We start from the raw sequence: 14,926 nt of genomic DNA on the forward strand, positions 1-14,926 counted from the left end.
CGTGAACCGGCCGCTGGCATCGGACGACGCGGCGGAGTTCCGTACCGACCGGCTGCTGGACGTGCTCGTTCCGACCCGGAACCGGCCGGCCGAACTCGCCGTCACGCTGGCCGGACTGGCCAGTCAGACCGGACCGGACGGGTTCGGCGTGGTGGTCAGCGACCAGTCCGGCGGCGGACCGCCGTGGAGCCAACCGGCGGTGGCGGCGACCGTACGCGTACTGCGTCACCGGGGACATCCGGTGCTGCTCACCCGGCGGCTGCCCCGGCGCGGGCTGGCCGAACACCGGGCGTACCTGCTCGACCAGTCACGGGCCCGGTACGTGCTCTTCCTCGACGACGACGTCTGGCTGGAACCGGACGCGGTCGCCCGACTGGTCGACGCGATCCAGGAGCTGGGCTGCGGATTCGTCGGTAACGCGGTGCACGGACTGTCCTATGTGGATGACGTACGCCCGGAGACCCATCGGCACTACCAGGAGTGGGACGGGCGGCCGATACCGGAGGAGATCCGTCCCGGCACACCGGAATGGGACCGGGCCCGGATCCACCCGGCCGCGAACCTGCTGCACGTCACCGAGACGGTCGGGTTGGCGCCGGGGCAGTGGCGGGCGTACAAGGTCTCCTGGATCGGTGGCTGCGTGCTCTACGACCGGGCCAGGCTGCACGACTCGGGCGGCTTCGACTTCTGGCACCGGTTGCCGGAGAAGCACCAGGGCGAGGACGTGGCCGCGCAGCTCGCCGTGATGGGCCGGTACGGTGGCGCCGGCATCCTGCCCAGCGGCGCGTACCACCTGGAGGCGCCGACCACGGTCACCGACCGGCCGGTCGAGGCGTGGGAGATCGTCCTGGCCGAGCAGTCCGACGACGAGGCGACGGTGACCCTGGAGCCACAGCCCGAGTCCCTGGAACCCGAGGCCGCCTCCCTACCCACCCAAGCCGCCCTCGAACCCACTTGAGGTGTAAGGAAGGGCCCCTTATTAACGCATAGCGTTAATAAGGGGCCCTTCCTTACACCTCAAGGTCGGTGATTGCCTCCAGCACCTCGACCACCGGTACGTCGGTGACAAACGAGACCCGGTGCGCGCAGTCTCCGGCGCCGGGCCGGGCCGGATAGATGCCCCGGCTACAGTCGACGCCACATTCCGGGCAGTGGATCGTCCAGGAGCCGATCGGCCGGTGCCGGGCGCGCAGCGGTGTAGCGCAGTTGATCAGGTTGCCGACCCAGAAGATGCCGACCGTGGGCGTACCGACGGCGGCGGCGACGTGCACCGGACCGGTGTCGTTCGCCACCACCACGGCACAGTCGGTGTAGAAGCCGAGCAGCCCGCCGAGGGAGAGTTCCCCGGCGAGCGACCTGACCGGGGTACGCGCGGCGGCCACCACCTGGTCGGCCAGGTCCCGCTCCTGCGCGGTGCCGGTGACGAAGACCTCGTACCCGTCTGCCGCCAGGGCGTCCGCGACCTCGGCGAACCGTTCCGCCGGCCAGCGCCGCCGAGGGTCGCTGGCACCCGGGTGCAGGGCGATCCTGGGGTGGTCCCGACCCGGCTCACCGACCACGGAACGGGCCTCGGCCAGGTCGGTGGGGGTCACGTGCAGCCGTGGCGTCACCGTGGCCGGGCTGGCCCCGACCAGTCCGGCTACCTCCAGGTAGCGGAAGACCTCGGGCTGGTAGAAGACGTACCGTAGCCAGCGGTCGAGTTCCGGGGCACCCTCGGCGCGCAGCCCGGCGGTGATCCGGGCGCCCATTCCGGCGACGATCGGGTTCGAGTTACCGCCGCCCCCGTGCATCTGCAGCGCCAGGTCGAACCTCTCCCGGCGGGCGGCGGCGAGCCAGTCCGCCATGGTTCCGGCCGACGGTGGCGGCTCGTCCGGCCCAGCCTCCCGGATCCCCTCGGCCGGTGGCACCACCAGCACCCGGTCCACCGGTCCGGGCCGCTCCGCGAGCAGCTTCGCGTGCCAGGGCGCGCCGATCAGAACCAGTTCGGCGTCGGGGTAGCCGGCCCGCAGCGCCTCCAGCGCGGGCAGCGCGAAAATAAAATCACCCAGGGCGTTGGCCCGGAGTACGGCGATCCGCTCGACGTCCGGCACCAGGTCCCGTACCCGTCCGACCATCTTCCCGTACGCCGCTCAGCCGTGACGGCGACGTACGGGCTGACTCGACCCCGCCTCCGGCTGGTGCAGTTCCCGGTCGGCGGCCGGGTCACTGGTGCCCCGGGTGAGGCCACCGCTGGACCGGGCCGAGGCACCGGCGGTCACCGCTGCCTCGCCGACCCGACGCGCGGCGGCACCGGCCGGCATGGTGGTGCTGTTGCCGTCGACCCGGCCGTCGTTCGGGTTGCCGCTGATCGTGCCGACGGTGGGCTGGTTCGACGGATAACGGCGGCCGATCGTGATCGTCCGGCGTCCCCCGGACCGCTCCGACTTCGGGATGGCGACGGTGAGCAGCCCGTGGTCCATCACCGCGTCGATCCGGTCCAGGTCCGCCTCGCCCGGCAGGCGCAGCCGGTGTTCGAAGGCCCGCGCCCGGGAGCCGGTGCCGGGCAGCCCGGCCCGGTCCGCGTTGACCTCCTGCTCGGAGCGAGCGCGTACGCACAGGTCGCGACCGTCGATCTCGAGCGCCACCTCTTCCGGGGCGACGCCGGGCAGCCGGGCGACGACGTACCAGCCGTCGTCGCCGTCGACCAACTCGACCTCGGGCGGGCCGCCGGTGACCCCGGAGAGGGCCGAACTGACCCTGCGGCCCAGCTCGGCGCGGAACGCCCGCAGCCCGGTCACCGCTTCCCGGCTCCGGTCCAGGCCGCCGGCCATCGCCTCCCGACCCCGGTCCAGGCCGCCGGCCATCGCCTCCCGACCCCGGTCCAGCCCTGCCTGCACCGGCTGACTCATCTCGCGTCCCCCATCCGGCCCATCTGGTCCGCCGGGGCGGAACTCAACGAACTGGGGGCGTTCAGACCGGCGTTTGTGTCCACCCCGACCCCGAGCCGGTCGACAAGCTCACCGCCGAACCAGGCACCGAGACCGACCCCGGCGAGGGCCACCACCTCGATCGCGAAGATCGCGCCACCGGCACCGCGCTCGTCGGCGGCCATGCGTACCGCCCAGATGGCGGCGAAGAGCAGGATCACCGCCAGGTTGACCGCCGCGTGGCTGATCCCGATCCGTTTGGCCCGGGTCCCGCCGGGGATCGCCAGCAGGTCGACCGCGCCGACCGCCGCCGCGAGTACGCCGCCGATCAGCCCGATCAGGATGTTCCAGTACGCCACCTCACCCAGGAATCTGGGACCACCGACGATGTCGGCGAAGTCGAAGATCACCGCGGTCACGAAGAGCGCGACCGGGAACATGACCAGCATCGGGTGCACCGGATGACCCAGTGACTTGATCCGGCTTTCCATGGCCGCCTCCCAGGCTCCCGCGGGGCTTTCCCGCGCTGGGCCCGTACCCCGGACCGGAGGTCGGCAAACCTGCCGTCGGCGCCCGCGTCCGCGCGCCGCCGTGGCACGGACCCCGCGCGACGATCGTGCAGAAGCGGCCGTGACCCGACATGTTGCCTGGTCACGGCTCCTCCTACACAACAGCTCGTGCTGGCCAGCGCGAGGCTTTCGCAGTGCGGGCCTACGGACCGTCAGGCCGAGGCCCCACTGTCGATGACCAGGTCGTTGCCCACCACCGCGCCGGCTGCCGGAGATGCGAGGTAGAGCACCGCTGCCGCCACCTCCTCGGCCTCCGCTACCCGGCCGAGCGGGTTTTCGGTCTTCATCCGCTCGGCGCGCTCGGCCTCGGTCTCGCCGGGCCGCAGCGACATGGGAGCGGCGGAGGCGCCGGGGCTGACCGCGTTGATGCGGATGTTCTGATGGATGTGGTCGAGAGCGGCGGCACGGGTCAGGGCGGAGACCGCCGCCTTCGAGGTGATGTACGCGGCGGCGTTCGGGATCCGCCGGTGTGCGCCGAGGTTGGCGGAGATGTTGACGATGGCGCCGCCGCCGTGCTCCTTCATGTGGGCGATCTCGTGCTTCATCGCCAGCCAGACGCCGGTGACGTTGGTCCGCAGCACCAGGTCCCAGTCCTCCTCGTCCACCTCCCCGACGGGTACGGTGCCGCGCAGTACCCCGGCGTTGTTGACCGCGATGTCCAGTCCGCCGAAGCGGGTGACGCTCTCGCGTACGAGGTTCTGGAGCTGGGCGGAGTCGGTGACGTCGGCGGTGACGGCGGTGGCCGTGCCGCCGGTGGCCCGGATGAGACCGACCGTCTTTGCCAGCGGAGCCGGGGTGCGTCCCGCGACGACCACGGATGCGCCCTCGGTGGCGAAGGCGAGCGCGATCGCGCGGCCGAGGCCGGAGCCGGCACCGGTGACGAGCACGGTCTTGCCGGTGAAGCGGTTCATTTCGGTGACTCCCTTGGGTGACGGACTACTTCGTTCGACGGAGCAGGAGGGGCCACGACGGCGGCCGGGCCCCGGAGGCCGAAAACCGTCACTCCTGCGGCTGCTGCGGTCACGCCTTCCTCCGAATAACAGAACGATCAGTTCATTATTTGGGCATACAAAAAGGGGGCCGACGGCTCCCCTGCGGATCAGTCGAGCAGGGCCAGCGCCTGCTCGACCGCGCCCCGGACCCGGGCGGGATCGCCCGACGCCTTGCCGACGACCCGTACGCCCTGGAGCAGGACGAGCAGCATGCGGGCCAGCGCGCGCGGGTCACGACCCTCGGCAAGCTCACCCTGGGCCTGAGCCCGTACGAGCGCGGAGTGCAGTGGGGTTTCGAGGTGATCCCAGCTGATCTCGACCCGGCGGGCCGCCGCCGGGTCGTGCGGGGCGAGTTCAGCCGCGGTGTTGGTGATGAAGCAGCCGTTGCGCCGCACCGCCGGAGAGGTGGCTTCTGCGGCGAAACGGCGCACCACCGCTCGCACCACGGGCAGCGCGGGACCCGGTTGGGACAACTCGACCAGCAGGAGCGGGTCACGCATCTCGGCGTACCGGTCCATGGCCCTCAGATAGAGCTCACGCTTACTGCCGAAGGTCGCGTAGATGCTCGCGCGACCGATACCGAGATGCTGGACGAGATCCGCCACCGACGTCGCCTCGTAGCCGCGCCGCCAGAACAGTTCGAGTGCCGACTGGAGCGCGGCGTCCGGATCGAATTCCTTGGTCCTGGCCACAAAAAGACGTTACGCGATTCCAGAACGCCCGGTCAAATAACAGTGAGACCGCAAGCCGAACCGGGCCACAACCAAACAGACAACAACGGTCACCCGATATGTCCCGTAATGCCAAGTCTGTTGACAAAAGGACGGTTTCCAGGGCTACCTCGGGGGCGACTCGAGACCCCATGGATAAAGATCAGGCCCTGACCAGCATTTCCACTGGTCAGGGCCTGATCCCTGGAGCCGCCTGACGGAATCGAACCGTCGACCTACGCATTACGAGTGCGTCGCTCTAGCCGACTGAGCTAAGGCGGCAACGCCCGTCGAGCATACGGCACGCCCCACCACCCCCTCACCCGGGTTTCCCCCACCCCACCCCACCACCCCTGCCCCCTCCCCCGACCCCCTCCCCCGCCTCGTCGATCTAGGGCAAATCAACGCGGATGTAGATCAACTAGTGACGATTAGCCCTAGATCGGCGGGGAGGGGATATGGGTCGCGGTTCGGACAGCGGACGCAGCGACTCCCGGCTATGCTTCCGTCGCGTGATTGACGCGCACGGAGATCGGGGAGAGCACGGAGATCGGGGAGAGCGGGGAGACGCGCGGGGAGGGCAGGGGGAGACGGCGAGTCCGGCAGGGACGGACGGTGTCGTGCAAGCTCCTGTGCCGCCCCGGCCGCGCAGCCTCGATCCGCAGGAACTCGGCTTCACCCCGGCTCGACCGGTGCCCTGGCTGGCGCCGTTACTGCTGATCAGCACCGGTCTGCGTACGCTGCTGGCGCTGCTCTTCGGCGCCTATCTGGACAAACGCGAGTTGCAGAACTCGCTGCCCAGCGAGATCTACCGGGAGCCGGAGACCGGTGGTGAGCTCTGGCTGGACTTCGTGGCCGACCTGGGTGACGGGTTCGACGCGACCTACTCGGTGGCGTACCTGCTGGCCCAACCGGAACTCGTGCTGGACGATCGTCGGCTGCCCCGGGGGCAGATGCTGATGATGGGCGGCGACCAGGTCTACCCGACGGCGAGCAGCGACGCGTACGAGAACCGGTTCAAGGGGCCGTACCAGGCGGCGCTGCCGTGCGCCCCGGCCGAGGGTCCGGCGCCGAGCCTCTACGCCATCCCCGGCAACCACGACTGGTACGACGGTCTGACCGCGTTCCTGCGCCTGTTCGCCCGCTCCCGGGACGGCGACATCGGCGGCTGGCGTACGCCGCAGGCCCGTTCCTACTTCGCCGTCGCGCTGCCGGCCGACTGGTGGCTCTTCGCGCTCGACGAGCAGTCCGGGACGTACCTGGACGATCCGCAGTTGCGCTATTTCGAGCAGGCCGCCGCCGAACTCGGCCCCGACGCCAAGGTGATCATCTCGGTGCCGGCGCCGAGCTGGGTCAAGGCGGTGGACAACCCCAAGGCGTACGAGTCCGTGGACTACTTCGTCCGTACCGTGCTCGGTCCGAGCGGCGCCAAGGTCCGGCTCATCCTCTCCGGCGACCTGCACCACTACGCCCGCTACGCCAGCGCCGAGCGCCAGCTCATCCACTGTGGTGGCGGCGGCGCTTACCTCTACCCGACCCATCACCTGCCGGAGCGGATCGAGGTGCCGCCCCGGGACACGCTCGCCCGCAGGGCCAGCGAGACCCGCGAGTACGACCTTGCCGGGCGCTACCCCGAGCCGGCCCGCTCCCGCCGCTACGGCTGGGGCATCTTCGGCCGGCTGCCGTTCCGCAACCCCGGCTTCGTGACCCTGCTCGGCGCCCTGCACGTGCTGCTGATGCTGCCGATCGCCGGGGTGGCCACGCAACGGGCCAGCTCCACCGACCAGGGCCTGTTCAGCATCCCACTGGTGATCATGCTGGTGGTCGTGCTGGGCGCCACGGCGTTGTTCGCCAAGCCGCCGACGGCGAGCAGCAAGCGCCAGATCCGGCACTACCTGCTCGGCGTCGGTCACGGCGTCGCCCACATCGCCCTGGGCGCGCTCGGTGCCTGGCTCTGGCTCCAACTGCCCTTCCGGGACTGGCCGTGGCCGTTGCCGGCGGCGACCGCCGCGCTCTTCTACGGGCCGGTCGTCGGGCTGGTGGCGAGCCAGCTCACCGCCACGTACCTGCTGGTGGCCGGCGCGTTCGGGGTCAACCTGAACGAACTCTTCGCCGGACAGGGCATCGAGGACGCGAAGAGCTTCCTGCGGATGCACTTCGCCGAGGATGGCACGTTGACCATCTACCCGGTCGCGGTGGACCGGGTAGCCCACGAGTGGCAGGTCGGCCCGGATGAGCGCCCGGAGAGTTCGTGGCTGGTCCCGAAGCGGCCACTGCGCGCCCGGCTCGCCGAACCACCGATCGTCCTGCGCTGAACGCGAACGAGGAGCCCGCTACGCCACGCACGGCTAGCCCGCTACGCGTAGCGCTCCTCGTGCGCCTGACGCGAGCCGCAGACCGAGGCGCGGCTGCACGACGTACGCGAGCCGTCGGCGTCCATCCGGACCACCACCGAGTCGCGGGGCACGCTGTGCCCGACCACCCGACCGTTCCCCTCGGGGGTCTCGACCCGCGTCCCGATCGCCGGGGCGGACGCCTGGAAGCTCTGGTACAGCGGGTGCTCGTACTTCAGGCAGCACATCAGCCGACCGCACGCACCGGAGATGCGCAACGGGTTGAGAGGCAGGTCCTGGTCCTTCGCCATCCGGATGGTGACCGGTTCGAAGTCGGTCAGGAAGGTGGCGCAGCACAGGTCACGCCCGCAGGAACCGATTCCGCCCTGGACCCGGGCCGAGTCCCGGGCCGAGAGCTGGCGCAGCTCGACCCGGCAGTGCAGGGTGGCGCCGAGGTCACGGACCAGGGAACGGAAGTCGACCCGGTGCGGCGCCGTGAAGTAGATGGTCGTACGGGAGCCGGACGAGGTGCCGGCACTCGATTCGAGTACGTGGTCGACGGCGATCACCTTCATCGGCAGCGCGTGCTCCCGGATCAGCCGCTTGGCGGCCACCTTCGCCTCCGCCTTGCGTTTGCGTTGGAGCTCGTCGCGGCGCAGGTCGGACTCACCGGCGATGCCGACCAGGCGGGGGAATCCGTCGGTCTCCTCGCTGACCCACTGGGCCGCCCAGACACACTCGGCGACCTCGGGGCCGTCGTCGGTGGGGACCAGCACCCGGTCTCCGACCGCCGGCCGCAACTCGCCCGGGTCGAGGTAGTAGAGACGCCCGTACCGGGTGAAGCTAACCGCACACAGCATCCCCATGCGTCCACCCTACGTCCAAGTGAGCGTTAACTCCCCCACCCTTTTTCGGCCGGATCGATCGACACCGGCCACGGTGGCGGGACGGTCAGCCGCCGACCCTGGTGGTGGTGTCGAACCTGCCCGTACCGACCCCGGTCGGCGTCGGGTAGGGCAGGCCGGTCAGCTCGGGCGCCCACCGGTGCAGCACCGCGTACGCCCGCTCCCGCGCCTGCTCGACGGTGGCCAGCACCCGGGCGCCGATCTCGGCAGCGGCGGCGGCCGGCTCGGCGGGCGGTCCGGCGACGTGGTCGGCCGTCACCACGAGCACCGCCTCGGCCGAGCCGAGCAGCTCGGCGAGGGTCCGGGCCAACGTGTGTCGGGTGTGGACCATCCAGTCGGCAACGGCGTCCGCGTAACTTGCGGTCGCGTCGAGCCGCCCGGTGAGACTCTCCGCGCCGTCCCCGCCCAGGTACGTCGCGAGCGCGTCCCGGTGTGCCGCGTACGCCTCGGCCCCGGCCCCCTGCCACGGCTCACCACCGGTCAGCGGGTGCCGCGCGTGGTCGTACCCGCTGGAGAGGGTGCGTAGGGCGGGCCCGGCGGCGGCCAGCGGCGCCGGCTGGAGCGCGACCACCTCGCCGAGTACGGCACCGGGCAGCGCGCCGGCCCGGCGCAGCAGCGGCCAGATCGGGTGGTCGTCCGGCGCGCCGACGGCGGTGAGCAGTTCGTCGACCCGGCCGAGCAGGTCGGCGGCGGGTCCGGCGAGGTGGTCCAGCGAATCCATCACGCCTCCTCGGCGTGCCGGCGCCGGGCGGCGTCGTCGGTGTCGGCGTAGCCGTCGGCCACCTGCCGCAGGGTCGCGGCCAGGTCGGCGAGCCGGTCCGCGCCGGTCGCGGCCTCCTGCGCGCGGGCGGTGGCGGCGGCCGACCACTGCTCGAACAGTGCCCGGGTGACCTCGGTGAGCCGGCCGGTGCCGGCCTCGCCCGGGGACGGTTCTGTCCGGCCGGCGGCGGTCAGGGCCGGGCCGGCGGCGGCGAGCGTCGCGGCGGCCTCGTCCAGCCGGTTGGCGAGTTCACGCAGACTCTCCACTCAGCCCTCCGTCAGCCGCCGGTACGCGCCGAACGTCTCGGTGTGCAGTTTCTCCCTGGCCCAGCGGGCGGCGTCGGCGGCCGCGCTTACCGCCGCCCGGACCGACCTGGCCAGTTCGGCGTTCGTGCGGCTCTGCACCGGAGCCAGGAACCGTACGTCGGTGACGGTGCCGGCGGCGGTGACCACCACCTCGACCAGCCCGTCCGGCGAGCGGACGCTGACCTCGACGGTGCCCACGGCCTGCTCGAACTCGGCCTGCAACGCCTCGATCCGGCGGTACCGCTCGACCGCCTCCTCGATCCAGACCTCGTCGATCTCGCGCGACATCGATGAACTCCTCCGGGGTCCATTCACCGAACGTGTCGTCCCTGTTGCACCAAGCACCGCACGGTACCGGCTGGTGATCCGAAACGGAACCCTGTGCGCGGGCCGGAAGCGGGCGTGGGCGATCCGGTCAGCCGCGCCAGAGCGCGAGCATCATCGCCTCGACGGCGATCTTCGGCTTGACGTTCACCTCGATCGCCGTACGGCAGGCGAGCACCGCCTCCAGCCGGCGCAACGTCGCCTCCGGGGTCCACTTCGCCGCCGCCGCGCCGGCCAGCGTCGCGGTGTCGGTGTGCACCGGCGCGACCTCGGCGCCGAGCGTCCGGGCGAGTACGTCGCGGTAGAAGCCGGCCAGGTCGACCAGGGCCCGGTCCAGCGCGTCCCGCTGGGCCCGGGTGGCACGCGACTTCTGCCGGCGTTCGAGATCCTTGAGCTGCCCGGCCGAGCCCCGGGCGGCCCCGGCCGCGCCCTTGCCGGTGCCACCGGCCCCGAGCGCGGTCTGCAACGCGGCCCGTTCGCTGGCGTCCACGTCGGCCACCGCGGCCTCCGCCTCGGCCTCGGCGGACTCGATCAGCGTGGCGGCGGCGTCGAAGCAGGCACCGACACTGGTCAGTCGCCGGGGCACGGCGAGCACCGCGTCCCGCCGCTTGCGGGCATCCGGGTCGCGGGCCAGCCGGCGGGCCCGGCCGACGTGTCCCTGTGCGGCGGCGGCCGCCCAGCCGGCCAGGTCCGGGGCCACCCCGTCCCGCTCCGCCAGTACGGCGGCGACCGCGTCGGCGGCCGGTTGACGCAGCGGCACCAGCCGGCACCGGGACCGGATCGTCACCGAGATGTCGTCCGGGTGGGTCGACGGGGTGCAGAGCAGGAAAACGGTCCGGGGCGGCGGTTCCTCGATCGCCTTGAGCAGGGCGTTGCCGGCGGCCTCGGTGAGCCGGTCGGCGTCCTCGATCACCAGCACCTGCCACCGCCCGCCGGACGGCGTGCTGCCGGCCCGGAGCACCAGGGCGCGCATCTCGCCGACGCCGATGGAGAGCCCCTCGGGCACGACGAACCGTACGTCGGCGTTGGTCCCGGCGAGCGTGGTGTGGCAACCGGCGCACTCGCCGCAGCCGGTGCCCCGTTCGCACTGCAAGGCGGCGGCGAAGGCGCGGGCGGCGACCGACCGACCCGATCCGGGCGGCCCGGTGAAGATCCAGGCGTGGGTCATCGCGCCACCGCTGACGCTGCCGGGCGGGGCACCGGCGGCACCGGCGGAGACCACCTGCGCGGCGGAGGCGGCGGCGACCCGCAGCGTCTCGATCGCCTCGTCCTGGCCGACCAGGTCGGCGAAGACGCCCACGGCGGCGTCGGCTCGCGGCATCAGGACCGCCTCCCGAGTTCCAGGCCGCCGGCACCGTCACCGGCGGCGCTCGTACCGGTGTCCGCGTCGGCGGCGTCGGCGTCCGTACGGTCGGCATCGTGGTCCGGTTCCGGTGCGTCCGTACGGTCGGCAGCGTGGTCCGGTTCCGGTGCGGCGGGACGGTCGACCGGCCTCGGCTCGACCGAGACGTCGATCGGCTTGGCCGGGTCGGGGTGGACGATCGTGTCCGGGTCGCTGAGCATCGCACCGACCCGTGCGGCGATCGCGCCGGAGATCTGGTCGACCGGGCCGGAGCCGTCGAGCACCAGGTAACGCTTCGGGTCGGCAGCCGCCAGGTCGAGGAAGGCGTCCCGGACCCGCTCGTGGAAGTCGAGCGACTCGCCCTCCAACCGGTCCACGCCCGCTCCCCGGGCGGCGGCGCGGGCGAGCCCGGCCCTCGGGTCGACGTCGAGCAGCACCACCAGGTCGGGCTTGAGCCCGCCGGTGGCCCAGGAGGAGAGCCAGGAGACCTCGTCGACCGGGAGCGTACGGCCGGCGCCCTGGTACGCCAGGGACGAGTCGACGTACCGGTCGCTGATCACCACCGCGCCCCTTGCCAGCGCCGGTCGCACCAGGGTGGCGACGTGATGGGCCCGGTCGGCGGCGTAGAGCAGCGCCTCGGCGCGCGGCGCCAGTGGGGCCGAGCCGGTGCTGCCGTCGAGGACCAGGGAGCGGATCCGAGCGCCCACGTCGGTGGCGCCCGGCTCCCGGGTCACCACCACCTCTCTGCCCTCGCGCCGGAGCGTTTCGGCGAGCGCGGCGACCTGGGTGGACTTGCCGGCGCCCTCGCCGCCCTCGAAGACCACGAAGGCGCCGGTCGAGGCGAACGGCTCGGCCGGGGAGAGCGGGCGTCCCCGGATCGATCCCCAGAGGTCCGGCAGGACCGGAACGCCCGGCTTGTCGTCCATCTGGCGGAAGGCGTTGATGCCGGCGAAGATGCCGGCGACCCCGGCGACCAGCAGCAGGAGTCGGGTGGAGGAGACCGAGATGCCCAGGTCGGCGATCCGGAGTTGGCGCGAGCCGCCGACGCCGACCAGCAGGCTGCTGACCGAGATGGCCAGGATCAGCACCAGTCGGGTGCCGGTCTGCACCACCGCGAAGACCCGTCCGCGTACCTCGTCGGCGACCTCGCCGCCGAGCAGGGTGGTGCCGGCCAGAAAGGCCATCCCGGCGCCGGCACCGACCAGCACCGCGCCGAGGATCGCCATCGACAGGTGGATGGCGGCGGCCAGCACCAGCACCGAGGCGCTGGCCAGGACGATGCTCATGCCGAACCAGCGGCGACGGGACATCTCCCGGACGATCATCGGACCGAGCCCGATGCCGACCGAGAGACCGATGAAGATCGAGCCGAAGAGCAGGTAGAACGCGGCTTCGCCGGCGCTCAGCGACTTCGTGAAGAAGTTCGCCGTGCCGATCACCACGCCGCCGCCGGCAAAGGCGCCGAAGATGCCGAGGACCAGGCCACGGATCAGCGGGGTCTTGCCGATGAACTTCCAGCCCTCGACGAACTGCCGGATCATGCTCTGCCGCTCGCCCGGCTCCGACGCGAACGTGCGCCCGCTGATCTCCTTGATCCCGAAGAAGACCACCAGCGCGGTGGCGAGCCGGCTCAGCGAGTTGAAGTAGAGCGCGAGTTGGGTGGGGTCGTTCCAGCCCTGCGGCGGCCCGCCGGAGACCGCCCGTACGCTGCGGTCCAGCACCGCGATGCTGATCGCGGCGAGCACCGGGGTCAGCCCGTAGGTGGTGATCAGCGTGAGCTGGTTGGCCACTTCGAGCCGGGTACGCGGAATCAGGTTCGGGACCGCGGCCTCCTTGGCCGGGATCCAGATCAGGGTGACCGCCTCGATCAGGAAGGTGGCGATCGCCGCCCAGCCGACCACCAGGCCGCCGCCGATGTCGAGCAGCGCGGCCAGCGGGATCGAGGCGAAGAGCACGAACCGGAGCAGGTCGCAGACGACCATGGTGAGGCGCCGGTCGAACCGGTCCGCCAGCACCCCGGCCACCGGGCCGAGCAGCAGCGCCGGCAGCAGCCGGACCGCGATCACACCACCGAACGCGAGGCCCTTCGCGGTGTCGCCGCTGACCTGGGTGGCGGCGAAGATCGACGTTGCCAGCAGGCCGAGCCAGTCGCCGAACGAGGCCGCGCCGAGGACCAGCCAGAGCCGGCGGAAGGGCCGGATCCGCAGCACCGACCGGAGGGCCTGGTAGCCCGTGCGGTCGACCTGGGCGTTGGAGGCAGCCGGGGAGGTTGTCCCCGGCTCGGGTGTCGCCCCGGGCTCGTCGCGATTCGTGTCGATGGCCGTACCTCCCCGTGCCGGCCCAGCGCTGGGCTCCCCCGGACACACTCTAATCGCGGCCCGAACCGGCCCCACCCCGACATTCCCCTGATCCCGAGCCCGGAGCGGTCGGGGTAACCGGCGCGACACGGCAAGACGCGAGGGTGTTTCGCATTGCCGGGCTGCCGGTTAGCGTGCACATGTGCACAGCGACGTACGAATCGACCGAGACGCCCTGCGCGACCGCCTGGACCGGGCGACCGCGCACCTCGACCCGCCCTTCGCGGCGGTCGACCTGACCGCGTTCGACGCCAACGCCGACGCGCTGACCGAGCGGGCCGCCGGCAAGCCGGTGCGGGTGGCGAGCAAGTCGGTCCGGTGCCGCGACCTGATCACCCGCGCGCTGTCCCGGCCGGGCTGGCACGGCGTGATGGCGTACACGGTGCGCGAGGCGAACTGGCTGGTCCGGGCGGGCGTCAGCAACGACGTGCTGGTCGCGTACCCGAGCGCGGACCGGGCCGCGCTGGCCGAGCTGACCGGCGACAACAAGCTGGCCGAGGCGGTGACGCTGATGGTGGACAGCCTCGAACAGCTCGACCTGGTCGACGCCGTCGCCCCGCCGGAGAAGCGGGCACCGGTCCGGGTCTGCCTGGATCTCGACGCCTCGTGGCGACCGGCCCGGGGGCGGCTGCACATCGGGGTCCGCCGTTCACCGATCCACTCGGCCGACGACGCCGGCACGCTCGCCGCCCGGGTCGCCGCCCGGCGCGGGTTCCGGCTGGTCGGGCTGATGTCGTACGAGGCGCAGATCGCCGGACTCGGTGACGAGCCACCCGGGCAGGCGTTGCGCGGGATGGCGATCCGGGCGTTGCAGCGCCGCTCGTACCCGGAGCTGACGGCCCGGCGCGGCGCGGCGGTGGCCGCCGTACGCGAACACGCGGATCTTGCCTTCGTCAACGGCGGCGGCACCGGCTCGGTGGCCGCGACCAGCGCCGATCCGGCCGTGACCGAGATCACGGCCGGTTCCGGCCTGTACGGGCCGACCCTCTTCGACGGCTACCGGGCCTGGCGTCCGGTGCCGGCCGCGTTCTTCGCCCTCACCGTGGTACGCCGCCCGGCGCCGGCCGTGGCAACCGTGCTCGGCGGCGGCTGGATCGCCTCCGGTCCGGCCCACCAGAGTCGGCTGCCGGAACCGTGGCTGCCGGCGGGGCTGCGCCTGATCGGCTCCGAGGGGGCCGGCGAGGTGCAGACCCCGCTGACCGGTACGGCGGCCGACCGGCTGTCGATCGGTGACCGGGTCTGGTTCCGGCACGCCAAGGCCGGCGAGCTGAGCGAGCACGTCAACGAGCTGCACCTGATCGAGGGGGATCGGGTGGTGGCGACGGTGCCGAGCTACCGGGGCGAGGGTCAGGCATTCCTCTGACCCCGTCCCGGCGTGGGTCGGCCGGCGGCGCCTGCCCCGGGACGCCACGCCAGGCCGGCA

Annotated in this window: 13 protein-coding genes, 1 tRNA gene and 1 pseudogene; 3 read left to right on the forward strand and 12 right to left on the reverse strand. The window is 72.3% G+C overall.

The window, feature by feature from the left end; genetic code table 11:
* Position 1: 1 nt before the first annotated feature.
* Positions 2-856: pseudogene (locus tag ACI2K4_RS14090) on the forward strand (glycosyltransferase family A protein); the annotation flags it as partial.
* Positions 857-1,010: 154 nt separating this feature from the next.
* Here ACI2K4_RS14090 and ACI2K4_RS14095 read toward each other — a convergent pair.
* From ACI2K4_RS14095 to ACI2K4_RS14120, 6 genes are all read right to left on the reverse strand, one after another.
* A complete protein-coding gene (locus ACI2K4_RS14095; RefSeq protein ID WP_404511168.1) occupies positions 1,011-2,114 on the reverse strand; it encodes a glycosyltransferase family 9 protein in 1,104 nt (367 codons plus the stop codon).
* A 15-nt stretch (positions 2,115-2,129) separates the two neighbouring features.
* On the reverse strand, positions 2,130-2,888 hold the full coding sequence (locus ACI2K4_RS14100) for an Hsp20/alpha crystallin family protein (protein WP_404511170.1): 759 nt from the start codon (positions 2,886-2,888) through the stop codon (positions 2,130-2,132).
* Positions 2,885-3,397: a DUF2231 domain-containing protein gene (locus ACI2K4_RS14105; RefSeq protein ID WP_404511172.1), complete on the reverse strand. Its 513-nt coding sequence runs from the start codon at positions 3,395-3,397 to the stop codon at positions 2,885-2,887. The genes ACI2K4_RS14100 and ACI2K4_RS14105 overlap by 4 nt, the downstream gene beginning before the upstream one ends.
* Before the next feature lie 230 nt (positions 3,398-3,627).
* Positions 3,628-4,386, reverse strand: a complete 759-nt coding sequence (locus tag ACI2K4_RS14110; protein WP_404511174.1) for an SDR family NAD(P)-dependent oxidoreductase — start codon at positions 4,384-4,386, stop codon at positions 3,628-3,630.
* Positions 4,387-4,574: 188 nt separating this feature from the next.
* Positions 4,575-5,159 carry a TetR/AcrR family transcriptional regulator gene (locus ACI2K4_RS14115; protein WP_404511176.1) on the reverse strand — a complete coding sequence of 195 codons (585 nt, stop codon included), beginning with the start codon at positions 5,157-5,159 and terminating at the stop codon, positions 4,575-4,577.
* A 223-nt stretch (positions 5,160-5,382) separates the two neighbouring features.
* Positions 5,383-5,459: transfer RNA gene (locus tag ACI2K4_RS14120), tRNA-Thr, on the reverse strand.
* Between the two features lie 230 nt (positions 5,460-5,689).
* On the opposite strand from ACI2K4_RS14120, the gene ACI2K4_RS14125 reads away from it, so the two are divergent.
* Entirely contained in the window at positions 5,690-7,492 is a 1,803-nt protein-coding gene (locus tag ACI2K4_RS14125; protein ID WP_404511178.1) for a metallophosphoesterase family protein, read from the forward strand.
* A 41-nt stretch (positions 7,493-7,533) separates the two neighbouring features.
* Here the strand turns inward: ACI2K4_RS14125 and ACI2K4_RS14130 are convergent, their stop codons facing one another.
* The 6 genes from ACI2K4_RS14130 to tmk all read right to left on the reverse strand — a co-directional run bounded on the left by ACI2K4_RS14130 (position 7,534) and on the right by tmk (position 13,356).
* Positions 7,534-8,376: a stage 0 sporulation family protein gene (locus ACI2K4_RS14130; protein WP_404511180.1), complete on the reverse strand. Its 843-nt coding sequence runs from the start codon at positions 8,374-8,376 to the stop codon at positions 7,534-7,536.
* Positions 8,377-8,461: 85 nt separating this feature from the next.
* Positions 8,462-9,136 carry a hypothetical protein gene (locus ACI2K4_RS14135; protein ID WP_404511182.1) on the reverse strand — a complete coding sequence of 225 codons (675 nt, stop codon included), beginning with the start codon at positions 9,134-9,136 and terminating at the stop codon, positions 8,462-8,464.
* Positions 9,136-9,441, reverse strand: coding sequence for a hypothetical protein (locus ACI2K4_RS14140; protein ID WP_404511184.1), 306 nt, complete (start codon positions 9,439-9,441; stop codon positions 9,136-9,138). Before ACI2K4_RS14140 ends, ACI2K4_RS14135 begins: the two co-directional genes overlap by 1 nt.
* A complete protein-coding gene (locus tag ACI2K4_RS14145) occupies positions 9,442-9,768 on the reverse strand; it encodes a YbaB/EbfC family nucleoid-associated protein (RefSeq protein ID WP_404511185.1) in 327 nt (108 codons plus the stop codon).
* Positions 9,769-9,895: 127 nt separating this feature from the next.
* A complete protein-coding gene (locus ACI2K4_RS14150) occupies positions 9,896-11,125 on the reverse strand; it encodes a DNA polymerase III subunit delta' (protein WP_404511187.1) in 1,230 nt (409 codons plus the stop codon).
* Positions 11,125-13,356 (reverse strand): dTMP kinase, encoded by a 2,232-nt coding sequence (tmk, locus tag ACI2K4_RS14155; RefSeq protein ID WP_404511188.1) that lies wholly within the window; start codon positions 13,354-13,356, stop codon positions 11,125-11,127. Before tmk ends, ACI2K4_RS14150 begins: the two co-directional genes overlap by 1 nt.
* Before the next feature lie 289 nt (positions 13,357-13,645).
* Between tmk and ACI2K4_RS14160 the strand changes: the two genes are divergently transcribed.
* The gene (locus ACI2K4_RS14160) at positions 13,646-14,866 is read left to right on the forward strand and encodes an amino acid deaminase/aldolase (protein ID WP_404511190.1); all 1,221 of its coding nucleotides are present in this window, start codon (positions 13,646-13,648) and stop codon (positions 14,864-14,866) included.
* The last annotated feature ends 60 nt before the right edge of the window (positions 14,867-14,926 follow it).

It is taken from the genome of Micromonospora sp. NPDC050397, from assembly GCF_044901685.1.
In the GTDB taxonomy this organism is placed as follows: domain Bacteria; phylum Actinomycetota; class Actinomycetes; order Mycobacteriales; family Micromonosporaceae; genus Micromonospora_G.